Origin of the sequence: Sinorhizobium garamanticum (assembly GCF_029892065.1) — a bacterium.
GTDB lineage: Bacteria > Pseudomonadota > Alphaproteobacteria > Rhizobiales > Rhizobiaceae > Sinorhizobium > Sinorhizobium garamanticum.
In genome coordinates this window covers 1406312-1429081 of the sequence record NZ_CP120374.1, presented here as the reverse complement: position 1 = coordinate 1429081, position 22770 = coordinate 1406312, and the positions used below count along the sequence as shown (strand labels likewise).

General features: G+C 59.0%; 26 protein-coding genes and 3 pseudogenes. 11 read left to right on the top strand and 18 right to left on the bottom strand.

What is annotated here, in order from left to right; genetic code table 11:
* Window positions 1-38 precede the first annotated feature (38 nt).
* Window positions 39-1634 carry a hypothetical protein gene (locus tag PZN02_RS26460; protein WP_280661924.1) on the bottom strand — a complete coding sequence of 532 codons (1596 nt, stop codon included), beginning with the start codon at window positions 1632-1634 and terminating at the stop codon, window positions 39-41.
* Between the two features lie 642 nt (window positions 1635-2276).
* Here PZN02_RS26460 and PZN02_RS26455 point away from each other — a divergent pair.
* The 3 genes from PZN02_RS26455 to PZN02_RS26445 all read left to right on the top strand — a co-directional run bounded on the left by PZN02_RS26455 (window position 2277) and on the right by PZN02_RS26445 (window position 4912).
* Window positions 2277-3671, top strand: coding sequence for a nucleotidyl transferase AbiEii/AbiGii toxin family protein (locus PZN02_RS26455; protein ID WP_280661923.1), 1395 nt, complete (start codon window positions 2277-2279; stop codon window positions 3669-3671).
* 14 nt (window positions 3672-3685) lie between these two features.
* A complete protein-coding gene (locus PZN02_RS26450; RefSeq protein ID WP_280661922.1) occupies window positions 3686-4444 on the top strand; it encodes a hypothetical protein in 759 nt (252 codons plus the stop codon).
* 69 nt (window positions 4445-4513) lie between these two features.
* On the top strand, window positions 4514-4912 hold the full coding sequence (locus PZN02_RS26445) for a hypothetical protein (protein ID WP_280661921.1): 399 nt from the start codon (window positions 4514-4516) through the stop codon (window positions 4910-4912).
* Window positions 4913-4921: 9 nt separating this feature from the next.
* Here PZN02_RS26445 and tnpC read toward each other — a convergent pair.
* The 6 genes and pseudogenes from tnpC to PZN02_RS26415 all read right to left on the bottom strand — a co-directional run bounded on the left by tnpC (window position 4922) and on the right by PZN02_RS26415 (window position 9936).
* Window positions 4922-6498 (bottom strand): annotated as a pseudogene (gene tnpC / locus PZN02_RS26440) (IS66 family transposase).
* A gap of 71 nt (window positions 6499-6569) precedes the next feature.
* On the bottom strand, window positions 6570-6926 hold the full coding sequence (tnpB, locus tag PZN02_RS26435; RefSeq protein WP_280661920.1) for an IS66 family insertion sequence element accessory protein TnpB: 357 nt from the start codon (window positions 6924-6926) through the stop codon (window positions 6570-6572).
* Window positions 6923-7405 carry an IS66-like element accessory protein TnpA gene (gene tnpA, locus PZN02_RS26430; protein ID WP_223843413.1) on the bottom strand — a complete coding sequence of 161 codons (483 nt, stop codon included), beginning with the start codon at window positions 7403-7405 and terminating at the stop codon, window positions 6923-6925. The genes tnpB and tnpA overlap by 4 nt, the downstream gene beginning before the upstream one ends.
* Before the next feature lie 495 nt (window positions 7406-7900).
* Window positions 7901-8182 (bottom strand): hypothetical protein, encoded by a 282-nt coding sequence (locus tag PZN02_RS26425; RefSeq protein WP_280661919.1) that lies wholly within the window; start codon window positions 8180-8182, stop codon window positions 7901-7903.
* Window positions 8183-8637: 455 nt separating this feature from the next.
* Window positions 8638-9549, bottom strand: coding sequence for an HNH endonuclease (locus PZN02_RS26420; protein WP_280661918.1), 912 nt, complete (start codon window positions 9547-9549; stop codon window positions 8638-8640).
* A gap of 75 nt (window positions 9550-9624) precedes the next feature.
* A complete protein-coding gene (locus tag PZN02_RS26415) occupies window positions 9625-9936 on the bottom strand; it encodes a hypothetical protein (RefSeq protein WP_280661917.1) in 312 nt (103 codons plus the stop codon).
* Between the two features lie 711 nt (window positions 9937-10647).
* Here PZN02_RS26415 and PZN02_RS26410 point away from each other — a divergent pair.
* Window positions 10648-10836 carry a hypothetical protein gene (locus PZN02_RS26410; protein WP_280661916.1) on the top strand — a complete coding sequence of 63 codons (189 nt, stop codon included), beginning with the start codon at window positions 10648-10650 and terminating at the stop codon, window positions 10834-10836.
* Between the two features lie 17 nt (window positions 10837-10853).
* Here the strand turns inward: PZN02_RS26410 and PZN02_RS26405 are convergent, their stop codons facing one another.
* The 5 genes from PZN02_RS26405 to PZN02_RS26385 form a co-directional block, all read right to left on the bottom strand.
* A complete protein-coding gene (locus tag PZN02_RS26405) occupies window positions 10854-12281 on the bottom strand; it encodes a hypothetical protein (RefSeq protein ID WP_280661915.1) in 1428 nt (475 codons plus the stop codon).
* 33 nt (window positions 12282-12314) lie between these two features.
* On the bottom strand, window positions 12315-12845 hold the full coding sequence (locus PZN02_RS26400; protein WP_280661914.1) for a DUF6650 family protein: 531 nt from the start codon (window positions 12843-12845) through the stop codon (window positions 12315-12317).
* Complete coding sequence (locus PZN02_RS26395; protein ID WP_280661913.1) at window positions 12835-13203, bottom strand: DUF2513 domain-containing protein; 369 nt, start codon at window positions 13201-13203, stop codon at window positions 12835-12837. Before PZN02_RS26395 ends, PZN02_RS26400 begins: the two co-directional genes overlap by 11 nt.
* A gap of 8 nt (window positions 13204-13211) precedes the next feature.
* Entirely contained in the window at window positions 13212-13502 is a 291-nt protein-coding gene (locus tag PZN02_RS26390) for a hypothetical protein (RefSeq protein WP_280661912.1), read from the bottom strand.
* A gap of 126 nt (window positions 13503-13628) precedes the next feature.
* On the bottom strand, window positions 13629-13892 hold the full coding sequence (locus tag PZN02_RS26385) for a hypothetical protein (RefSeq protein ID WP_280661911.1): 264 nt from the start codon (window positions 13890-13892) through the stop codon (window positions 13629-13631).
* Between the two features lie 500 nt (window positions 13893-14392).
* On the opposite strand from PZN02_RS26385, the gene PZN02_RS26380 reads away from it, so the two are divergent.
* The 3 genes from PZN02_RS26380 (at window position 14393) to PZN02_RS26370 (ending at window position 16343) form a co-directional block, all read left to right on the top strand.
* Window positions 14393-14641 (top strand): FitA-like ribbon-helix-helix domain-containing protein, encoded by a 249-nt coding sequence (locus PZN02_RS26380; RefSeq protein WP_280661910.1) that lies wholly within the window; start codon window positions 14393-14395, stop codon window positions 14639-14641.
* On the top strand, window positions 14638-15066 hold the full coding sequence (locus PZN02_RS26375) for a type II toxin-antitoxin system VapC family toxin (RefSeq protein WP_280661909.1): 429 nt from the start codon (window positions 14638-14640) through the stop codon (window positions 15064-15066). Before PZN02_RS26380 ends, PZN02_RS26375 begins: the two co-directional genes overlap by 4 nt.
* A gap of 272 nt (window positions 15067-15338) precedes the next feature.
* Window positions 15339-16343: a site-specific integrase gene (locus PZN02_RS26370; RefSeq protein ID WP_280661908.1), complete on the top strand. Its 1005-nt coding sequence runs from the start codon at window positions 15339-15341 to the stop codon at window positions 16341-16343.
* A gap of 6 nt (window positions 16344-16349) precedes the next feature.
* Here PZN02_RS26370 and PZN02_RS26365 read toward each other — a convergent pair whose 3' ends face one another.
* From PZN02_RS26365 to PZN02_RS26355, 3 genes are all read right to left on the bottom strand, one after another.
* Window positions 16350-16691 carry a hypothetical protein gene (locus PZN02_RS26365; protein WP_280661907.1) on the bottom strand — a complete coding sequence of 114 codons (342 nt, stop codon included), beginning with the start codon at window positions 16689-16691 and terminating at the stop codon, window positions 16350-16352.
* 195 nt (window positions 16692-16886) lie between these two features.
* A complete protein-coding gene (locus tag PZN02_RS26360; RefSeq protein WP_280661906.1) occupies window positions 16887-17369 on the bottom strand; it encodes an RES family NAD+ phosphorylase in 483 nt (160 codons plus the stop codon).
* Window positions 17366-17797 (bottom strand): antitoxin Xre-like helix-turn-helix domain-containing protein, encoded by a 432-nt coding sequence (locus PZN02_RS26355; protein WP_102763043.1) that lies wholly within the window; start codon window positions 17795-17797, stop codon window positions 17366-17368. Before PZN02_RS26355 ends, PZN02_RS26360 begins: the two co-directional genes overlap by 4 nt.
* A 223-nt stretch (window positions 17798-18020) precedes the next feature.
* Between PZN02_RS26355 and PZN02_RS26350 the strand changes: the two are divergent.
* Together PZN02_RS26350 and PZN02_RS26345 are read left to right on the top strand one after the other, a co-directional pair.
* Window positions 18021-18183, top strand: a pseudogene (locus tag PZN02_RS26350) (recombinase family protein); the annotation flags it as partial.
* A complete protein-coding gene (locus PZN02_RS26345; RefSeq protein WP_280663333.1) occupies window positions 18134-18346 on the top strand; it encodes a DUF7673 family protein in 213 nt (70 codons plus the stop codon). The pseudogene PZN02_RS26350 and the gene PZN02_RS26345, both read left to right, overlap by 50 nt.
* A 21-nt stretch (window positions 18347-18367) precedes the next feature.
* Here PZN02_RS26345 and PZN02_RS26340 read toward each other — a convergent pair whose 3' ends face one another.
* Window positions 18368-18646: a type II toxin-antitoxin system Phd/YefM family antitoxin gene (locus PZN02_RS26340; protein WP_280661905.1), complete on the bottom strand. Its 279-nt coding sequence runs from the start codon at window positions 18644-18646 to the stop codon at window positions 18368-18370.
* Window positions 18647-18717: 71 nt separating this feature from the next.
* On the opposite strand from PZN02_RS26340, the pseudogene PZN02_RS26335 reads away from it, so the two are divergent.
* A pseudogene (locus PZN02_RS26335) lies at window positions 18718-19080 on the top strand (integrase); the annotation flags it as partial.
* Window positions 19081-19195: 115 nt separating this feature from the next.
* Here the strand turns inward: PZN02_RS26335 and PZN02_RS26330 are convergent.
* A complete protein-coding gene (locus tag PZN02_RS26330; RefSeq protein WP_280663289.1) occupies window positions 19196-20107 on the bottom strand; it encodes a nucleotidyltransferase and HEPN domain-containing protein in 912 nt (303 codons plus the stop codon).
* A 295-nt stretch (window positions 20108-20402) separates the two neighbouring features.
* Between PZN02_RS26330 and PZN02_RS26325 the strand changes: the two genes are divergently transcribed.
* The gene (locus PZN02_RS26325; RefSeq protein WP_280661904.1) at window positions 20403-20897 is read left to right on the top strand and encodes a helix-turn-helix domain-containing protein; all 495 of its coding nucleotides are present in this window, start codon (window positions 20403-20405) and stop codon (window positions 20895-20897) included.
* A gap of 596 nt (window positions 20898-21493) precedes the next feature.
* On the opposite strand, the gene PZN02_RS26320 is transcribed toward PZN02_RS26325, so the two are convergent.
* The gene (locus tag PZN02_RS26320; protein WP_280661903.1) at window positions 21494-22768 is read right to left on the bottom strand and encodes an alpha/beta hydrolase; all 1275 of its coding nucleotides are present in this window, start codon (window positions 22766-22768) and stop codon (window positions 21494-21496) included.
* Window positions 22769-22770: the final 2 nt, after the last annotated feature.

The following is a 22770-nucleotide window of genomic DNA, read 5'->3' as shown; positions in this document are numbered from 1 at the left end:
TCCCACCGTCCGAAAGCAACCTGTCCGCTGTCGGCCCGCTAACGGTCGGATTCGGCGGCGAGCTTCCACGCGCCATCGTCCGCCATCTGTTCGGACAGCCGCTGAACCACGCAGATCACTTCGACGAGGCGCACGCCATCGATCCGGCGCATGTGCATTGTCGGACGCCGGACCGCGATCAGCTTCTGCATATCATGGTCGAACTCGGTCTTCTCGACGAACACATCGCCGAACACGTCATCCCAGTTCTTTGTGCTCTGGATGATTCCCGACAGCTCACCCAGTTCGGTGAAATGGACGAGGGGGACAAAGGCTTCACCGCGCGCCATCGCCGCCTTGCGGATCTCCTTTGCCTTGCCGATCAGGTTCGACGCGCGCAGCTTGAACCAGTCGGGACCGAAGCGCTCTTCGAGCTTGCGCTCGACATAGGCGCGCAGCTCCTGCTCGAACCGCCCGACCAGCGCATAGGCATCCTTGCTGGTGCCGCGCGACCGCACGGTCATCGATACTTCGCCAAGCGTCACCACCGCCACGGCGTTGGCCTCGGAGCGAAGCCCGGCTGTCAGCCCGCTCTCGATCATGATCTCGAGCGCCATGCCGGGCTGGGCGACGATCAGCCCTTCATCGACCTCGGCCTCGCGGTACATGCGCTTGCGCACGCGCCCGTCGCGCCAGAAATTTTCCGGCAGATCGACGCGCGTGCGCCATTCGCCGAACAGCGAATGATAGGCGTCGAGCTGGAAATGGCTGCGCCGGTCGAACGCTTCGCCGATCCCCGCGAGCGCCGACATTTTGAGCTGGGTCGCCGCGAAATGTGCTTCGAACCGGGCGGTCAGCCCAAGCATCGCGCTCATCTTGGCCTGATCGAGCGCGGCCGAGCCGATGAAGTTCTTGGCGATTGCGCCGCGCATGTCGTCGATCGCCGTGCCAAGTCCCCCGCCGAGCAGTTTGGTGATATCGGGGGTGTCGATCCGGCCGAGCGTGTTCGCCCATTGCGAGGTCTTGGCGATGTCACCGAACGGCCCGGCAAGTGAGGCGAGCAGCGATTTCTGGACGGCACGGTGCTGCTGTTCGAACTGCTTGATCGCCGATCCGATGCCGCCGAGCGGCGCCATTGCCTCTTCGAGCGTCCGCTGCACCTGGCTGACGGCGCTCGCCAACGACGAATCGATCTTGAGCGGCTGCACGCCTTGGATCGCCGAAATCACCTTGGGTTCAATCGACGGCATGATCGCGCCGATCGAGGCGAGCCTGGCATGGTCGATTGCCAATGGCTGGATCGCATTTAGCTTCGCCGCCAGTGCCATAGACGGTTCCAGCACCTTGCGCATCGCTTCCATGCGCGCGGTCTCGGCCGCTCCAAAGGCCGGATTAAGCCCGAGTGCGACCCGCTTGCCGAGTTGCTGCGCAGGGGAGTTGGCGTAATCGCGGGCAAGCTTTGCCGCCGGGGAATCGCAAAGCTCCCGCGCCATTTTGACCGACGGTGACTCCAGATACTCGCGGGCGAGGCGCTCGGTCGTGAGCTCGCGCCCGCCGCGTGCGATCTCTTCGGCAGCCGTCAGCGGTTCGCCGCGCGCGAGTTTCCAGAGCTTGTCGCCGGAGAACTTGCCGCTCGCACTTTCGTCGTCATCCATCGCTACCGCCTGTTCGCTCGCACTTTGATCGGCGGTTGCGCGCCGCCTTATCTATATACAGTCTCGCGCGCCCATTCACACGTCACCGCTACCAAAAAGGTCGCGCCCCTAATCTACGAAACTAGATGGGATTTGGCTCGACCGCGCGGCTGCGGCTTTGCCGCGCCCGTGGCGATCAGGCCCATCGCCAGATCGCTACCTCCAACCATAACCGCGGCCACGATCTCTAATTTCAACTCGGGCCCACCCCTCATCGCCTCCCTAAGCGGTCGTTACCCTAAACGCTATTTAGTAGAGGCTGCCAGTCGGCTAGCGGTCTGGGCCGATCATTCGATCAACAGTCAACTGCTCGATGTGAATGGACGGCAGCTTTCGGCGATCCGGTCCTAACAGCCGCCGGTCCGCCGGTCCGCTGTCGGCCCTGTACTGCCCAACGGCAACGCGCCCCATATCGGTCATTGAGCTTAGCCGAGCCGCCTCTCAGAAACGGCCATCGGTGATGTCTCTCAAATAGTGTTCACCGGGGGGGCCTTGACCATCTTATGGCAGTCTCAAGAGTCCGAACCTTAAAAGCCGCACATTGCTGGTGATTACTGACCATCATCCTCGACATATTTGCCCAAAAATAAGTATGTTGGCGCAATGATCGATCAGGATGAAATAAAAGCCAAAGCATTGGAATTCGACATTCATCATCCGAATGTCGAGCGGGATTACGTCTTCGGTTGGCTGCTGAAGTCGATATACGAGAATGATTTTCTTCGCGCGCGCGTCGTGTTCAAAGGCGGCAACTGCCTACGCAAGGCGTATTATCCCGATACGCGGTTCTCTGCCGATTTGGACTTTTCCGTCAGTGATGCCGTCGACGTGGAGCGGACTGCTAAAGAGATTAATAATGCTTGCCGCGAAGCACAGGCGGCATGTGGCGTCGAGTTTCTGATAAACCGGAATACATTTGAGCCTGGTCCGATGGTGGACAAGACACGACGTTCCTACAAGGGGCGCGTGTATTTCACGGACTTCTTCGGCAAGCAAGACGATCTGACCATCAGTATCAAAGTCGATATGACAGGCTTAGACCGACTTTATTTACCCGCCACCACACGCAAGCTCATCCATCCGTACTCCGATGCAGGCGCTTGTACTGCCGACATTACCTGCATGGCTCTGGAGGAGGTGGTTGCTAGCAAATTGAAATGCCTTATCCAACGTCGCCATTCCCACGATCTATTTGATCTGGTCTACGCCACGTTCATTGACCGCTCGATCGAACTGGACCGTGCGTTGGTTCTTCGCACATTCCTGGGCAAGACAATTTTCAGCGCCAGTCCAGCGGCAGCCAAAAGCATACTGCTAGGCATTCCCATGAGCTTTTTCAGCGGTGTTTGGGAAAGGTACATAAAATGTCCGAAAGCGACGCGCTTCAGCTTCGAACGCGCGACCGAGGGATTCAAAGATACTATCGAGCAGTTGTTCGGTGGGGTTCGCGGCGGAGGCTGGGGAGAGCAGCTCTATTACGGCCCCGAACACCGTAACCTCATCATGGAGGCCGGGGCGTCAAGAAAACTTATGAAGATCGGCTATCATGGCGTTGAGCGGGTGATCGAGCCGTATTCCCTCTCGTACAAAAAGGCGCAAGGCAGACGTGCGCGTGAGTACTTCTATGCTTGGGACCGGACGCGCGGTCCCAGCATAAAGACCTTTTTCAACACTGACGTTGAATCGCTTGCCATCCTTGATGAAACCTTCGAGCCCCAGTTCGAAATCGAGCTGTCGAAGGCAGGAGAAGAAGCCCGCAAAGCCTACTTCGGTAAACCCTTCAGCGAAGGAACTCGTCGGGTGGGAAGCTCGACGCTGGTTCGGACCCGGCGAACCAAGGCATTTCGCGGGATCGGTGGCTTTGAACAGACCTACAAGGTGCAATGTCCGTACTGTCAAAAAATCTTTACGAGGAAAACCCAGTCTCTCACGCTGAATGAACACAAGTCGCCGGACGGCTACCGTTGCGGTGGTCGCGCGGGCTATAAGGTATTTTGAGCGCCGACAGCACGATGGATACCGTCCTGGAGGTCTTCGTAGACGAGAGCATTCACGTTCGCGGAGACTTCATCGTCGTGGCGGCAGTGTGTTCCGATTCTGACGTTCAGCAAGAAGTTGTTCAGGCCTTACTGGATTGCGGTTTCGATCCCGCCCGCGACGAGTTTAAGAGCAGCATGAAGATGAATGGGAACCCGGCGGCACAGGAATTGCGCCAACGTCTCCAGATCATCTTAAACGACTGTAAGATCGGGGTGGCCGTTTGCCCAACCTCCGAGCGTGCCAAAATCGTGACCCATGTCGCCGCGCTACTCTCAAACCTTGATGTCCCGCCGGGAACGCACATTGCAACAGTTCATCTCGATGAGGGCATGAGGCGTACCAACGCAAAAATGCCAGCCGACGCGACGGTAAGACTCGGCTGCGATTCCAAGTTGGTGGCAGGCATCCAGTTAGCGGACTGCGCCGCGCATTTGATTTCCACCATGCTTCTTGAAGAATTAGGTCTCATCTCGAAGACCGTTGCGGCAAGCACTGTTTACGAGGAGCAGGAGGGCGAGATCGCACTGGCCTGGACCCTCTGGGCGACCGTACGTTACGCACTCTCAGGTAGGAAATCGATCGGAGAAAGTGACGAGTACGGCCTACCAGAGCCGATGTTGAATCCTTTTGGCCTGGTCGTGTCGGATGCCTGCTCAGATGCTGTAAAAGCGGCGGTTGAGAGTAAGCGGTGTTCTTGGACCACGGCCCATGGTGATCAGGCTCATGACTAGCTGTGTTGACAAAGTGGCTAAATGATCGGAACGGTGCCTTGATCAACCGAAGCAGGCAGCGATCAAATCATGCAAGTCTTAAGGCCCCGAGAGGCATTTCCAGAGTTAGGGACAGTCGCCAACCCCTCAGTGCTCTACGATGGTAAGGACGCCTACGTCTGCTATGAAGCCTCTCCCCAGTCGGGAAGTGGCAACGTGGTGCTCAAATTTCGGGACGTTATCGATTTTCGAATAACGCCGATGAACGTTGAAGGGCTGAAAGGGTGCAGGTATCCGGTCCATCCATGGGTGTTCAATGAAGTTATAGGCGGGGAGGAAACAACCGAGTGGAAGGTCCTAAATCCACGACTTTGGCTGATATCCTTCAATGACGTCATGATCGAAGTTCTCTTCGAGACGGTTTCCCTCGTAATCCATGATGCAGAAGGCGGGTCGCCCCGTGAGACCCTGCTGGGCGTTTTGCGATGATCGGCCGGACTAGCCGGTCAGAAAATCATCTGCATCAGCCGTCAAGGCGGGATGCCGCACGGCTGCGGGCCTTTTGCTTGCGGCGTAGGCCCATGGCAGTAGGTCATCAAGCTGGCTGTTCGGATGACCATTCACAATCTTGGTTAGCGCACCGGTAAGGTAGCTCAGCGGCTCAACATCATTGAGCTTGGCGGTTTCGATCAGGGAAGCGATGATCGCCCAATGCTCAGCGCGCCGGCATCGGAGCCCGCGAACAATGCATTCTTCCGATTGAGGGCGATCGGCCTGATAGAGCGTTCGACGGTGTTGGAATCGATCTCGGTGCGGCCGTCGTCGATGAAGCGGGTGAGGCCGTCCCAGCGCGAGAGCGTGTACCGGATGGCTTCGGCGAGCTTTGTCTTCTGGCTGATGAGAGCGAGCTGTTCGGTCAGCCATGGTGCGAGGCTGTCGATGATCGGACGGCTCTTGTCCTGCCGAACGGCGCGACGTTCCTCGTGGGTGAGACCGCGGATATCGTCCTCGATCTTGTAGAGTTCGGCGATGCGCCTGAGCGCTTCGCTGGCAATGGGCGCGGGACCGGCCGCCGCCAGTTCATAGAAGCGCCGACGCACGTGGCTCCAGCAGAATGCCAAAGACACACTGTTGCCGGCGGCGAGCGCTCGATAGCCAACGTATCCGTCGACCTGCAGAATGCCGACGAAGCCATTGAGATGCGCCATCGGCCGTTCGCTCTTGCGATCGGGCGCATAGACATAGACGACACCGGGCGGGTCGGCTCCCTGCCATGGCCTGTCGTCGCGAGCGTATGCCCAAAGCTGCCCGGTCTTTGTCTTTCCCCGACCCGGATCGAGCACCGGGGCGGTCGTCTCGTCGGCGAAGAGCTTGGACGAGGCCTTCAGGTGCTCGAGAAGCTTCTGGTGAACCGGGCGCAGATGCCAGGCGGCTCGACCGACCCAGTCGGCGAGCGTCGAGCGGTCCAGGTCGATCCCCTGGCGCTTGTAGATTTGCGCCTGCCTGTAAAGAGGCAGGTGATCGGCGTATTTGGAAACGAGCACCTGGGCAACGGTCGCTTCGGTCGGAATGCCGCCCTCGATCAGCCGCGCGGGAGCCGGAGCCTGGACGATGACTTCCTCACAAGCACGGCAGGCATATTTGGGACGGCGCACCACGAGAACACGGAACTGCGCCGGCACGATGTCGAGTTTCTCGCTGACGTCTTCGCCGATCCGGTGTAGGTCATTGCCGCAGCAGGGACAGTCATGGCTCTCGATATCGATGACCACATCGATGCGCGGCAGATGGGCGGGAAGAGCGCCGCGGTTTGTCCGCCGTTTGGCAGTCCGCTCCCGGCGCAGATCGCTCGATGCCTGCTCCTCACCTTCCAGACCGTCTGCCTCGACCTGTTCAGCTTCTTCGAGCCCCAGGAGAAGCTGATCTTCTGGAAGCGTCTCTGCGCGACGGCCGAAGCGATGGCGCTGCAATTCCTTGATGATCTGGCGCAGCCGAGCGTTCTCCGCCTCGCGCGAAAGCACCATGGCTTTGAGCGCGTTCAGGTCGTCGGGAAGCTCATCGGCGGTCATCGTCATGGAGCGACAACAGCATATTCCGGCGACCAAAACGAGGGCGTGGGTGAGCCTGATTCAATTGGTCGCGGCGGCTATCCCGCCTTCTCTGGAACCCGCGCCTCGACCAGCGCATGAACGCGCTTCCAATCCAGCCCCTCGAACAATGCCGAGAACTGGGCGGCCGTCAGGCGCATCGCACCGCCCTGCATTTTGGGCCAGTGGAACTCGCCATCCTCAAGCCGCTTGGACACCAGGCACATCCCGCTGCCGTCCCAGAAGACCAGCTTGATCCGGTCGGTCCGCTTGGCTCGGAACACGTAGATCGTGCCGGAGAACGGGTCAGCACCCATCTCTGCCTTGACCAACGCCGCCAGGCCCTCCGCACCTTTGCGAAAGTCGACAGGCCGGGTGGCGACCATGACCTTTACCGCTCCCGACGGCCCAATCACGACTGTGCCTTTACCGCCTGAATGACGGCGGCAATCGTAGCGGCGTCCGCGCCGGATGCGATCCTGACGATCGCGCCGCCGATCTCCAATTCGATTACGCCGCTGCTCGACTTCTTTCTCGATGCACGCGCCGGCTCTTTCGCCACAGGCTTCGTAGGCACATCCAGGACCGCTGGCGCAAACATCGGAACGTCCTCGACGACCGGCACAGCTTCGAGCGGCTTGCGGGCGAGCCGACGCCAGGTGAACAATTGCTGCGGGGTCAATCCATGACGCCGAGCCACGGCACAGACCTTCACACCCGGCTCATAACTCTCGGCGACGATCTGCGCCTTGCGCTCGTCGCTCCACTCGCGCCGTCGGCCGCTGCCCGTGAAAACCTCGAACCGGCGCGCCGGCTCTTCATCGCTAGATTTAAGCGTAAGCTGTGAAATCGACATATGTCCAAGCCCTCGTTCGGGCTCAACATCGTCAATCACGACGTGATCCGGAAGGTGGGCGCAAAACACCGCTTACGGTTGAGAAGCGGCTCTCGGCTGTGTGGGTGGGCTGCATTCATTGAAAGCAACAGGGCTTACCGCCGACTGCGACTGCCTTTGATAATACCGGAAACGAGTCCTGGCGCTTCAAGAACCGCTCGCAAGGCTAAAGCCGAATTCCCCCATCACCCGCACTTGGCCCGCCCTCTGCAACCCCGGCCAGGGCCGGGCGGGCCAAGTGCTGATCCTCGATGCGTATAGGGGGGGTCAATATTGGATGCCGATAGGGGGTCAAAGTTCAGTGCCGATTGACAGCAAACCGACTGCGAATCCCTCGCCCTTGAAAGGATACGAACGCTAGTACCTGTTGCTATCGGGCCACGAGTGGCTCCTCTGGACGAAAACCATCGCACGGGTGACCAAGGAATGGGTCCACAATCTTTCAAACAGAGGGCCCGCCACCGGATTGTGGCGGGCCTTCTTGTGACAAGGCGTTCATTGAGCCGCAATCGAAATTCCGATCGCGACAAGCGCGGCCACGAGCGTTTCGGACTTCCAACCAATGATCCGGATCGGACCGGTCACTGGCATCGAGGTACCGAGAGACTGGCTGTCACCAACGGGGCCGATGATTTCGGCATCGCAGGTACAATCCATCTCCGCATCAACTCGTGCCTCCACCTCCTCGGCAAACCAACCGAGGAAGTGCAGAGAACTCCGGATCTCCTTTTCCGTTTTCGGGAGGGGATTTCCAGTGTGGTCGTCGAACTTCAGCATGCACTCTCCAATGTGCGGTCGACGGCCCGCCACTGGTTAGATCGTTCCAGCCTACCAAAGGCGCCGCCGGCAGCCACCGCAAGCTCGGCAAACCGATGCTTGCGTGCAAGCTGGAACCATCTCCAGCGAGAATGAATGCGATCAATAATTGCTCCTCTGTCACGGATGAGAACATCCATTTCAGGGATTGTGGTATGAGTCCAGCGCATCAAGTGTCTGTAATTAAATAGTTATATAGCAACACAGGAAATGGTCTCATTATGATACAGCTCGCTGTTGGGCGTCACCCAAATGACGTCCGATGCGGCATCCTGGGGTTGCCTGTTACATGTCAGGTCTTTGCACCCTCCTTGCCGGCATGGGTCCTTTTCCAACTCACTGCCTCGCGACGAGGTTCGGGTCGGGTGCTTAGCGCCATTCCAACTCCCTGACCATCGCTGGTGCATTGCCGATAATTACTGCTTGAAGCAATTCTCCCGATGCCAGCGCAAAAAATGCGGATGCGGCCGTTCAAACGCACGGTTTGGCACGATCGCTCGACCAGTCTTGTTGATCAGCCCCTGAATGCTGTCGGGATCGTTGGCGTGCCTCGAAACCAGGATGTCGAGATCATCGGAAAGACTTACTAGACCGCGGTCGAACATCCAATGCGCGGTGCCTGACAGTGCAATGCCGTTGGTCAGGATATCGGGTCCATTCGCCTCGACGGGCCGTATGTGGGCGGCATCGACTTCGGCGCGTCCCCTGCCGTTGATGAGCTTTAGGCCAGTGATTGCGCACCGTTTGCCATAAGCCTGAACGACGAGACGGCGGAACAACCGGTCACGGACAATCCGTGAGGAGAGCTGTATAGTGCGATCACGTTCCTGTTCGAAGAGGAAGGGCGCTTGGCCACTCTCACCCAACCCGGCAACAGCGAACGTTGTGTCCAGCTCACCAGTCCTCGGCAGTTCAGGTTCATGCTCATCCAGGCCGATCGCCACGATGCGATTGAAATCGGCCGTCGAGATGGGGCGAACCGCAGACTGCGCCCTGCCCGAAATACGACCCTCGTCGTTCAGTACGCCGCGCTCAACGACACCCTCTGATCCACTGAATGGAACCGGATTGATGAAATCGAGATAGCTGTTTGGCGCAATGAGCGCAAGATACATGCCAGGTGCCTTTGGATCCGGGACGACCTCGGCCACCTTGGCAACAGCAAAGTAGCCCCGTGTCGCCGCGACTTTGCGCGGCTCGTAATAAATGATCCAGTCACCTACACAAGCGCGCACCCGACCTAAATACTGGCTCGGAAACTGGTACTGTTCCACCGGGCTGTCGTCGTAGATCGAATCTGAGCGATGAATGAAAACCCCGAATCCCATTCCTGATGCTTAGCACAGCCTGAGCGTTTGCCGATACGACGTCACACGCACCTCTGGGTCGAATTTAGAGTTCGTTTACCACATCGTCTTAGCAGGCCACGCCCCGGCACTCGTGCCGATCAGCGATACGAACTCTGGATCCCATGAAAACCCAATCTGCTTCATCTCTTCATTTTCAGCGCGAGATTTCTTGATTTCTGCGATGTGCGCATCGCACCGCTTGTCTCCAACCGGACCCTGGAGAACATAAAGCCCTACTCTCCAGCTTGATCCTTTATCGGAAACACCCGCCAACGCGGATGGGCCCGTTTCCGACGCCTGTGGGTTGGAAGACGAGGTGACGCCAGCGCTTAAGAAAAGTCTGCAATCCGGGCTGGAAATGATCATCCGCTGGATCGACCAAGAGCGACCGATCGAGGATGACCGCCCGTTGCAGGCGCACAAAACTTCAGGGGCCCCGTGAACAGTAACACAGCAACATCGACACAGCGTAGGGCAAAGCCCGGGGTCGAGCCAAAGGCGATCGAAGAATTCCCGGCACCTCTATTTTGCCTGGGCCGAGGACCCCTCTGACTTCCAAGAAGCGGTGGATTACCACATACGCCGACATGGTGACACCTGCTGGCATCTTCACCGCGTAGTAGCCGGCGACCATGAGTCCTTCGATCACAAGACTTTGCTCAGTTGGACGAAAGGCACTCGGGTCCTGCGGTCGCTGGACAGCTTCGAGATTCTCGCGCTCATTGAGTGACGCTATGGGCTCCCTGCCGGATATTTCAAAGAACGGCTGCCGCATCAATCGCGATCGGCGTCCGGATATGACATCGGAAGTGACGTAAGCCCGGCAGAGCGACGGTGACTCGCTTGGCACTTGCCTGACGATTTCAATAGCTTGCCCTTCAGCAAGCGCGAAGAGATCCTAGATTGGGTGCGCCGGTCATCATCTCCGGCTCGACAGATTATCGATGATTCCAGGCTGCGGCGACCAGGCTTTCCCGCGATCTCCTACGGCGGTTCGCTCTCGCCGCAGGCCGCCTCCAACAATCTCGATTGGGATGATGAGACTGACAATTCGGCGATCGAAAATCCGGATTTGCTTTGACGACGCTCGGGTTTCAGCGCAATGGCGTCTGGGGCGAAGAAACGGCCGCGCAGAAGATTGAGCCCCTCGGCCCCATGTTCGGCGCTCTGGCGGCATCTCCGAAGAACGCGGTCAAAGGTTACGGCGTGCCGCTCAATCAATTGACCTCCGGCCTGCTCGTATTCCCCGGGATCTGGGATTGGTAGAAGAGCCAATCCCTACGTCAAACAATAAGGCGTGGTCTAATATCGACCCGAAGCGGCTCATCCCCCGCCACACGAACCGCCTGCGCTGCCGTCGCCTCAATCATGTCCACGACAGCCTTCTCATCTAGGAGCCCGTGTTGAACCAGGCGTTCAAAATAGTCGAAATTGGCTACCTCAAACCTCTTCTTACCAATCGGCCGGTAGATGCGCGTCACCTGCGATCGATCGTTCGGCACAACGATAAAACCCCGCTCTCGTAGTAGAGCCCATAGATGAGCTGGATTAAAGAGGGTGACCACGATCACATAATCAAAGATCAGGTCGCGCAATGCCCCTTCGTTAAGGGGCCACCACACCATAGGTACACCACCAACAAGCATTGGCGGGAACCCACTTCCATGGCCGCCGACACTGCCCACAAACATGCAATTGTCTGAGAAGGCCGGGTTTACTACCTCCAGAGCTGCTTCTCGCGCCGGATCGAGTATACCATCTACATTCCCCCCTTTCCGGAAGAGCCTCTGCCCCAGGCTTTCAGACCGGCGAGGTCTCCATGCCCCAAGCACTAGACCCGCACCTCCTTTACGAAACTCAAATGCATTAAGTCGGCTTCGCCGTACGACATCCTCAAGAATGTCAAAATGGAAATTCGCTTGGGTCTTTAGCTTTGTGTTCTCTGCGATCTTCTTCTGCTTTGTGAGTGCATTGGCGATTTGATCAATCTGGCGCTTCAGCTTCTTTTGGGTCAAATCGTCAAGCACCTCGTGAGAAGGCGGACCTGAGTTCTTTTGGTTTATAGCCTTGTCCGGTTGCCGAACGAGCGGATTGTCTTTACTTCCGGCAACAAAACCTAGGGTGATATTATATGTATCGCCCCCCATATGGCGCGTCTTAATTTCACCTATGGTCGTGATACGACCGGCTCGGGGATCAAAAAAACTGACGTCTCCAAGCCGCAGGTAAGAGGTAATAGCATGGTACAGCACAAACATGCCGCCAAGCCCTTGCATCTTTTCAAGGAACGCCAGCTCACCGATGCCACCAACATTCGGGGGTAGCAAGAGCTGTCGCTGCTCGCGCGCGTGCTCCTCAAGCAAGGTTGCTTCGTCCCGGTAAAATATCCAGGCAAAGCCATCACCCAAACTGCGTCCGATCCCGAGCGCTTCCTTAATGGTACCCAGATACCGTTCGAGTCTTTTCATTCGGGCACTAAACCAGCGCGGCCGGTAGCGACTTTTCCGTTCAATCAGGTAAGCTTGCTCGGACTTGACCGCCCTGTAGATGCGGTCAAGCTTCGCAAATGCCTTGGTAAGTCGCAGTTGGAAATCAACAAGGTCTTGAGTTTCAACTTCTTGGCGCCTTAATTTTTGGAAACACTCCCAACACCATGAAAAATGCACATCAGCTGCATCAATTGCTTTGATCACGTCCTGCTGGGAAATCATTTCCACCTCAATAATCGAGGGCCGCGCCCATCGCTAATCGTCCATCTGTGGTGGCAGGATGCGAACCAAGTCGCCATGGATATCGACCTCATAGAGGCCGAATAACATCGCAATCTGCGCATCGACAAAGGCCCGGAACTCCCCAAGAGCGGTAAAGAACGCCGCAGGATGCGTCCTGTGACGCAACTGCCCGTGAGACTCGTCGCGATCAAAGTAGGGATCGCGACGACATTCCATGATGTCATCGAACGTTGGGTACGGCTCATCCAAGAACCGGCGGCAAGCTGCGCCAATGGCCCGAACATGCGCCACGCCTGGCGCCTTCTCGCCAAGCGCACCGACAGCCGTCACGCACTCACGGCGGATAGCATGAATGGAGGCGATAACGTGATCTTCAACCTCAGCCGAAAGGGGATTGAATAATGCGCGGCTGTCCTCGAGAAATGCGAGAAACTTGCGAACAGCGTCCCGATCAGATGCAGGAGGATTCCAAGACACGCCAAAGACCGGCGTCGAGAATCCTGTGATCCGCTTGAGCACGTCCTTGGCTTTGCTAGAGACCAATTTCCACCCCCGACAGGTCTGCTATTTTCTTTTTGATAATGCCTTTCGCAATGGCGCTGAAAACATCGAGGCTGAACGCTCCAACCTTCTTTGCCCCATCCTTGGTCTCGGCCCAAATTTTAGGGTCCCTTACGCCGTCGAGGAATTCATGCCCATTCCAGGTCATGCGTAACACGAGGAAGTCTCGGCCCTGCAAATGCGAAGCATCCCGCCCCTCGATGAGCCCCGCCTCCGCCAGCATGAAAAGATGCTCCGTCACTTCCTCGCGCGGCCGCCCATCGACTTTCACGTTCACCGGGCGTCCCGTTCCGTCGTGCTTCTCCTCAATCTCAAGTAAGAGGAGGCGGACAAGGTCCATATCCCGCTTCATTGTTGAGGCCTTGCTGTGTTGGGAAACAGATTATCGGGGTCGTTGATCCAAACCGCCTTCGCCCCATGACGCTCAGCGAGTCCAAGGACATCAGAAAAGGCCTTCAACACCGGTACGCCGAAAGGTGTTGATATCCAGGTCACGGCGCGTGCGTCGGAATGGACGACACCAAAAGGCTCCATGTAGCCAAGAACGCTCTCGCCATCCTTTGGGCTCCTATAGACCTTGAATACAAAGGCTTCGTCTTTCGTCAGAGGCGGCACCAGCTCATCCACAACCCGAACCACAGCTTCTCCTTCAATCTCGTTCCATACTTACAGAGATAATACCACCTGTAATAGCATGTGCACCTCCCCTCGCCTCTTTATGCGTCACCGTACCCACCTAAATTTCGTGATGTGTTGCCTCGCCGATCAATCCCCTACGACCGTCGACTTTTCACCTCCGCTATCCACGAAGCTTGGTCGTGGTCGAGAACTGGCGCGAAGCCGCTGCTGTTCCTTCATGATCAACAGCAATTCCTCAGTGCTGCGGGCATCAATTTGCAGGCCACGCAAGCGGAAGGACGCGCGCCGGGTTGCCAGCCACGCCCTGTAACAATGGGACAGTGTAAGGATGCCGGTAGCGGCGACACCGGGCCAGGATACCGTGCTGAGAAAACTGAGAAGTTCGGTCATACCGCATCCTTCGTCGGAAATGGTTGACCCGAAAAATACCCTCACCCAAGAAGGGTTAAATGCGAAGCCGCACTTTACGGGATTTCCCAATGGAATCGGTGAGGGAGCACGATTTTGGCGGCGTTAAATGCGCCGTTCGGCAGGCGCGGGTCCAGCAATACGCCAAGGACTTCCTGCTGTTACTCGGCCATACTCCTCCGGGTTGACCTTCGAGCAGCACCAGGCGACCGAATTCAAAAACAATTAACTATATGTATTAACCCCCATAAAATTCAGAAATGGAAGCTAAACAGCCTTATGCTTCCGTCACCCGGACGCTTATTTCCGCGCCCTATCACTATCGATAGGTTTCCAGTATCGATAGTGATGGATTCCTCGGCGCTGCGGCGACAAAAGCGGATCTAAACACGGCGTCTGCAATGGCCTTTGTCGCGGGCAACTCCGCTTGTAACGGCAGCAATCAATGATTAAATTGAAATCAGTGATGAAAGGAGGCAGCCGTGGCCAGCATGACGATCCGCAATCTCGACGACCGCCTGAAGCAGCGGCTGCGACTGCGCGCCGCCGCGCACGGACGCTCGATGGAGGACGAGGCGCGCGACATCCTGCGCACGGCGCTGTCGACCGCTGAACGGCCGACCGGCAATCTCGCCGCCGCCATTCGCGCCCGCATCGCGCCGACCGGTGGCATCAAGCTCGAAGCACCCCCACGGGAGGCGATCCGCGAAGCGCCGGACTTTTCCGCGTGATCATCCTCGACACCAATGTCCTGTCGGAATTGCTGACCCCGGCGCCGTCCGCCGCCGTCGAGGCATGGCTCGCCGAGCAGCCGCCGACCGCGGTGTTCACCACGACGGTCACCGAAGCCGAGATCCTTTACGGACTGCGGCTTCTACCGGATGGGCGGCGCCGACGCGACCTCGAGGCGGCGATCGTCCCGATCTTCCGTGAGGATCTTGCCGGGCGCATTCTGCCATTCGACAGCGAGGCTGCAGACGCCTATGCCAACCTCGCCGTGGATCGGCGCAAAGCCGGCCGCCCTATCAGCCAGTTCGACGCACAGATTGCCGCGATCGCGCGCTCCCGCGGTGCGGCATTGGCCACCCGCAATGTCGCAGACTTCGAAGGTACCGGCATTGCCATCATCAATCCTTGGGACCACCAGCTCTCGTGATTTCGAGATGCCGATCGAAGGGCGCGCCGTTGCCGGTAGGCTCAGTCGCGAGAAGCCGAACGCAGCAGTTCGAGGTTGAAATGATCGAGGTCCGGCTCCATGTCGGATTTCTCGATCGCAGCGATTTCATCGTCGCTCAACGTCACGGTTGCTTCTGCGCAACGGTGACACTCAGCCTGCCGGCGGTCGTTCCGCGTCATTGCAACACACCCTTTCAGGGAAGACATGAGGGATAGTTTTCTCAAATCCGCCGGAAAACGTTGGAGTCGAATTTGGGCAATCGTAAAGCACCGGGTGCCAACAGCCAAGCCGTGCTCCGCCGCGCCGAGGAACTCGACGCGCTCGATGCGATCCTGCCGTTCGACCGGCGCGACCAGCTCGCCGCGCTGCTGACGGATGACGACGTCGCGACGCTGAAACACCTTGCCAGTGAGGGCATGGGCGAGAACACCCTCCGCGCGTTGGCCTCCGACCTCGGCTACCTCGAGGCCTGGTGCCAGTTGGCGACCGGCGTCCCCCTCCCCTGGCCGGCGCCGGAATCGCTGCTGTTAAAATTTGTCGCCCATCACCTCTGGGATCCAGTCAAGCGCGCCGAGGATCCCGCTCATGGCATGCCGGCCGATGTCGAGGCTGGTTTGCGTGTCGAGCGCCTGCTCAGGGCCTCCGGCCCGCATGCGCCGGGAACGGTGCGGCGGCGGCTGACCACCTGGTCGATCCTCACCCGATGGCGCGGCCTGACCGGCGATTTTGGCGCGCCGTCGCTGAAATCCGCGCTGAGGCTGGCGGTCAAGGCGAGCAGCCGGCCGCGCCAGCGCAAGAGCAAGAAGGCGGTGACCGGTGATGTGCTGGCAACGCTGCTGCAGGCTTGCGCCGGCCAGCGCCTGGTTGATCGCCGCGATCGGGCGCTGCTGCTCACGGCGTTTGCCTCCGGCGGCCGCCGCTCGGAGGTGGCGGCGTTGCGGGTCGAGGATCTGACCGACGAGGAACCGGTGCGCGCCGATCCGAACGACAAGAACTCGCCTCCCCTGCCCTGCCTGTCGATCCGCCTCGGCCGCACGAAGACGACGACCGCCGACGACAACGAACATGTGCTGCTCGATCCGGCGCTGTTTTCGGCGCATGGCTTGAGATCCGGCTATCTGACCGAGGCGGCAAACCGCGACATTCCGCTGCCCGAGGCGATGCAGCAGTCGCTGCACAAGTCGGTGGCGCAGGCGGCGAGCTATTACAACAACGCGGAACGAACGAATGGACGAGCGGCGCGGCTGATCGTCTAAGCGGCACTACGCGCCGAACAATGCATCGGCTCGCCTCTCGAACGACTGCCATTCTTCCGGTTCCGCTTCCGCCTCCGATCTATCGTGCCGGTCAGCACCCGATGCTGCCCTGCCCCAGGCTTCAGCACGCTGCATCAGCGACGCCATCTCGCCCCTCAAACGATGCGCGCGTTGCAGGTCGGCGGCGTGCTCGGCGTTCTGGCGGGGATCGTAGAACACGCCGATCGCCTCGCCGGCTGCCTGTCGTGCCGCCTCCAATTGTGTTCTCAAGCTCTCCAGCTCTGCTTTCGCCGCAAAATACTGTCTCATCACCGCGATGAGTTCGCGGTCACTGGCGCTGACTTCCACGATCCCTTCTCCTTGGAACTCCTCATTGCGGGAATTGATCGATAAGAATGGCAAAATCGGGATCGAGTTCCTGCGGAAACGGCAAAAGCAAAGTCGGTCACGCAGGCGGCGAGCTGTTACAATAACGCTGCACGTAAACAGGGCCGAGCGGCGAAGCTGATTATCTGAACCGAGCAGGCAAGACGCACTGCGCAGTTACGGTCCGAAGAGCCGTCGATCCCAGTAAACCGGCTGATGAAGGCTGACCTGAATTTCAGGGAACTCGGGATGAGTTGGATTTATCAAGACATTGCGGTCGAGCCGGGCGACAACACTGGGGACCAGCAGGATTGCGCTCCTCCTTTCGAGACACCATTGCTCGCCAAATCCCTTGCTCACTGTTGGCGGCATCGTATCCCATCCTGGGAGGCCCGGCGGCGAAAAGACCTCATAGGTCAAGCCGCGCGGTATTGTGATTTCCACGTAGTGCTGGTTTGGCGGCAATCGACCGCTGCCATGCACCAGCTTTTCGAACACCGCCGTTGAATAGTGCTCGCTGCTGTAGATGATCGGGCTTGCCGGCGTGTTCCAGCGCCCCGGGGCTATGGTTGAGCCGGTTGCGTCGAATATGGGATAGGTCCCTTTCGGGTCGCCTATTCGAAATGCCGACAGCGTGCGATCAAGAATCTGGGCACTCACGCAGCACTGCCGTATTTCAGGCTTGCGAGGGTTTCCAGCACGAGTTCGGCGCCGATCTCACTCTGAATGACCACATCAATCGGACGTTTGTCCTCGAGCATGGGGTGCGGCCGAAACAGGAAGTCACGGGCCTCCTCCTCGCTTTGCCAAACATCCAGGGCCAGATTCCAGACCCTGGCGACACGCGCGACGCGCATCCCCTCGTCCGGTGAGAGCCGAAGCGTCGTCTTTCGGCGTTCATAGGTCGCCTTCGGCACCAAGCGATACTTGAACTGGCTGTCATTTGGAGCCAGAAGGTGGACCACGCGCTCCAATGCCGCAACGGGCAACCCTCCCTCTATGCGCGTAATCAGCCCGAGCGGAGAACGCGCGGCCGCTTCCTTCGCCGGCAAACCCAAGACATCGGCAACATTCTCAAAAGCTAGCATTGTTCATCTCCGTTCACCTGAGGCGAAATATAGTCGCACATGAGGCATCTTGCAAGACTGACACCATTTGCGCGCTACCGGCAAACCGAGCCTTCTCGGTGCTAGAAACGTCCGGCGTAATCGCGGCATCAATTCGTCTTATTAGGCCCCTGTATCGATAGTGCCAGGAGCGCTCACCCTCGTTGGCCAACAGCCGCGGAAACGCGGACTTGTGTCCGTCGCCGCCAGGATGAAGGCCGCCAAGGCGCGCGGCAGGCTTGCCGGCAATCCCGGGCTTCGGGAACGCCGCCCGGAAGCCATCCGCGCGGTCTCAGTAGCGCGAGCGGGCCCGCCTCGATGAACTTATTGCGTCGGCGCAGACATGGCTGCCGACCATCCGGCGGCTTTGACCTTGCCGACCTGTTTACCGTCGACAGGGAGATTGCGAGCGATATGGCGACGGTGTTTGCCTACCTCGCCCGCCGTGAAATCGCGGAATACCCGACTGACTATCGCGGCGAAATCGAGCAGATCATCGAGCGCTGGCGGCCGGGCGCCTCGGCCGAATGAGTGCCGTGGTCGACCCGGCTTTCAGCCGGCAGCGTTTTTCTCCTTCAGCCGTTCGGCATTGAGATGATCGAGGCCCGGCTCCATTTCGGACTTCTCGACCGCGGCGAGATCGGTGTCGCTCAGGTTCGCCGTCGCCTCGACACGACAGTCGCGCCGCGTCAGCCGCAGGTAGTCCTCGTAGGCGAGGAGCACGGCCCGCGGTCGGCCGTTCTTGGTGATGATCACCGGCTCGCACACGGCGGCATCCTGATAGGCCTCGAAATTCCTGGAAACCGCCGCGGCGGTCACGGTCGATGTCATTTCAACACTCCCCTTTTCGGGAATACACGGATTTTCCCGGAATGCCCACAAGAGCGCCAAAGGCTGAATCCATGATCAACAAACATAGAGCGGCGGGTTCAGACAGCCAAGCGGTGCATCGCCGCGCCGAGGAGCTCGACGCCCTCAACGCCGTCCTGCCGTTCGACCGGTGCGACCAGCTCGCCGAACTGCTGACGGACGATGACGTCGCGACGCTGGAACACCTTGTCAGTGAGGGCATGGGCGATAACACCCTACGGGCGCTCGCCTCCGACCTCGGCTATATCGAGGCCTGGTGCCAGTTGGCGACGGGAGCCTCCCTCCCCTGGCGGCGCCGGAGGCGCGCTACTCTTAACGTTCGTCGCCCATCACCTCTGGGATCCGCTGATGCGCAAACAGGATCCAGCCCAGGCATGCCGGCGGAGGTCGAGGCTGCACCAACGCCATTAGCATCTGGCCGAGCGAAAACTCGCCCCGTTCGACCGGCGCCATCAGCTGGTGCGGAGATCCCTGCTTGGCGGGTTCCGACAAATCCGGCCACCGGACGGCTTAGTTGGCGCCAGTAGATTGCGCCAAGACGGCCAAGCGCTCCTTGCAGATCGCCTCGACCAGGTGGTGAAGGCGCTCCGTCTGCTCAATGAGCCATGCAAGAGCTTCCTCTGTGATTTCGAAGTGTTGCGAATAGCGTGCCTTCACATAAGCCTCGTTGAGGATGTTGTACCAGGCTGTGAAGCGGTGCTGATCACGTGGCCAGGCTTCGACAAGCCGGCGATCCCGGTCTTCGGCGAGGCCGCGCAGGAACTTGATATTGTGCGATGGGGGACTGTAGTTCGTCAGCGTTAATAGGAGGCAGGAATAGGCGGTCTCAACCGCCTGATGAAGCAGGAACGCCGCATGATTTCCCCAGTCACTCGAGACTGCAACGCGTGCGAGTTCAAGAAAACGTTCGGCACTCTCCGATTGTCTCTCAAAATGCTCCTTCGCCACTCTGAATGCATCGGCGGGCGAAAGCTGCTTGGGATTCGCCAGCGGCCGGTCGTCGAGCTCATAGAGCACGATGCCGTCACGTACGATGTCGACGAAGAAATATTGCCCATCGGCCAGGAAGTTATTCACCTCGCGAGCGCCATGGACGATCAGTCCAACTGGGGTCGAGACGCCGTTGTCCCACATCAGCCGGTCGGTCGCCTTATCCCAGTATTGCGGTTCGGCAAGCTTCTTCGAATTGACGATGACGAGGATATCGTAGTCCGAGCGATAGCCTTTCATCGTATGCGGCTCGTCGACGAACGTGCCGCGGGCATAGGAGCCGAACAGGATGATCTTCAGGATCCGCCCGCGCTTCTTGAAGCCCGCTGAGCTTCCCTCGAGCGCATCGGCGAACTCCTCGTGAATGATCTCCACGACGCGGGCAAGCTCGCGCTGCTTTTTCTCCGGCAGATGTTCGAGGCTCGATCTCATGCCCAACCGATAGGGCAAAGACGATTCGCCGTCTACTGCCGGAATTATGAGTGGGGACCGCCCCGCGGAGCTCATTTTCTTGCTGAATTCGCCACCTATCCGCCCGCCACGTGCGCACATGAACAGCTACGGAAGCATTGCTTCGCCAGACGCTAGCAGGATCCAGCCTCGCTTCCGACCGCACGATCACGACCCACCGGTAACACCGGGACCTGATCGCCAATCGCTACCGCGACGTGCGTATCGATACGGACAGGTTCGTCATCGACGAGGGCGATATCATTACCGCGGCGGCATGGTGGCCTGGATCAATCTCTGCCTGAAGCTGGTCGACCGGCTGCCCGGCACCGCCGTCATGCTTGCGAAAGCGCGCTTCATGCTGGTCGACCCGGCGTGGCGAACAGAGCTACTACAGCGTCTTTGCCCCCAAGCTCGATCGCGGCGACCCGGCCATCCTGAAGGTCCAACATTGGCCGCACGGGAGCAGCACCAAGGGCGTGGCGCTGTAGATGATGGCCGATCGCGCCGGCCTTGGAGAACGCACTTCCTCCGGCGCTTCCAGAAGGCGACGGGGCTCAATCCGGCGGAATATTGCCAAAGGCTGAGGATCGCCAAGTCGCGCGAGCTTCTGGAGCGCTCCTGTCTTTCCATCGCGCAGGTCCCCTGGCAGAGCGGATACGAGGATACCAAAACCTACCGGAAGATCTTCCGCAAGATCCTCGGCGTGTCGCCGAAGGAATATCGCCCACGCTTTTCGGTGGTCGATACGACCCGCCACGCGACGGCATGATCCTCAATCGGAAGACTTCGGCGACGCCGCCGCAGGCCGTCCCTGCCGGTCTTTCCGGCGGCACATTTGATGTGCGACGACGTTAAGACGGGAACTACGAAGAAAAGAAAGAATATAAATTTTTAATAATTAACAACAGAATTCCTCACACCACGCGATAAACTGAAGAAGCTCCAACAAAAAGTCGGAGCTTCTTCAGTTCAACGGAGATCATGGAAGCGACACAATAAAGCACCGGCACCGCAATACGTCTTCAAATCATCACCAAGGCAGGGGAACTACAAGGAAATGCTTGAAGATGCGCCCGCGCAATTAGGAGATTACACAATTGCCCGGGCAAGGCAATCAAAAATAAGCGACGACTAATAAGTCATACTAAAGTCGAATGTCCTCGTACGGGCGGGCACTGGCAATCGCCGGACGGCGCGACCCGCCATTGTATGTTGCGCCCTACAGCGCCGCGCGTCCAATCGGACGCATAAGGTCGCCTTAGCACTTTGAATTGCTGCATGATTCCTCAAATCGATCTGTTCCAAGGAATCATGCAGTAGCGTCCTCTTGGCTGAGATGCAGCCGCTTCCCCGTCGTGCCCCGAACTAGTTGGTCGCCGCTCCGGCATGCGCTCCGCTTCCGAGCGTTTCGTCCAGCTTGGGCCGCTTCCTGGGCGGCAGCGTCGGCTGCTCGAGCACCTTGACGGGCGCGCTGATCGTCGCGGCCGCGACCGTGCCGACATTCTTGGCGGTACCGGCAACAACGGCGGTGATGCTGTCGCCCAAGGTGACCTTGGAATCCGTCAGCGTCTGGCCATTGACGATACGCTGGCCGATCAGTTGCACGATTTGTGGACTTTCGGCGAATTTGCCGTGGTGCAATCTGTCGTCGGATTGGACCTTGGTGAGGTCGATTGCGGTGATGCCTGCTTTTTCAAGCTGCGTGCGATAGGGCTCGGCCGTTGGATCGATCGCGCCCAGCCGTGAGACGTCGCCCGATATGAAGCTCGATACAGCGAGCGCCCGGTCGTCCTGCGAAACGAAGATCGTGAATTTAGGCCGCTGCTTACCCAATTCCACGAATTGCTTCGCGAAGACATCGAGGTCGATGTCGGGCGATGCGAGGATCACGTTCTTGATCTTGGGCGCGATCCCGCCATCGCGAATGCCCATCTGACGCAGCGACTCCATCGTCAGCCATGTCCCCATCGAATGGGCAAGAATGGTGACGTCATTGACATCTGGCGCGTTCGCCAGCGACCGCAGCGCATCTTCGAGCGCAGTTCTCGAATAGTTGGTGCTCTCCTTGTCGTAGTTGTAGTCGAACACACGGGCGCGAGATGGCCAGGTGAACAGCATCGGCGTCGCCTGGGCGCCGGAATCATGCACGATCTGCGCCAACCGGAAGACCGAATCCTCGTAAGTGTTGTTGAAACCGTGCACGAACAAGAGAATGTTTCCGCCGACGCTATGCTCGCGGAACCAGGCGCGCGCTTCGTCGCGCGATGGCAGCTCGCGCACGCGCGTCACGGCGAAATCGGTTTCCGGATTGGGAGGCAGGCGGCGCGGCCACTGCACGGTGCCGGGCTTGCGTTTCGAATCCGGCGGGATCGATACCGCGACGTCCGTCAGGGAAAGCGTTGCGTTCCGTTCGCCGGAAAAGAGGGTCGCGGGATTCCCGGAAGGCTGGCGCGTCGTCGCGACCAGCATGTCGACCTGCGATGTCTGGGTCGGCGCCGTCAGCGCCACCGGCGTCATCACGCCCTTTGGATGCCCCCCGCATCCGACCAATACACCGAGCGCCACCACCGCACCGGCGGCTCTTCGTCCAGCTTTCCCAAGGCTGCGGCGACGCGCGCGGAGACCGCTCACTTCAGGCATCG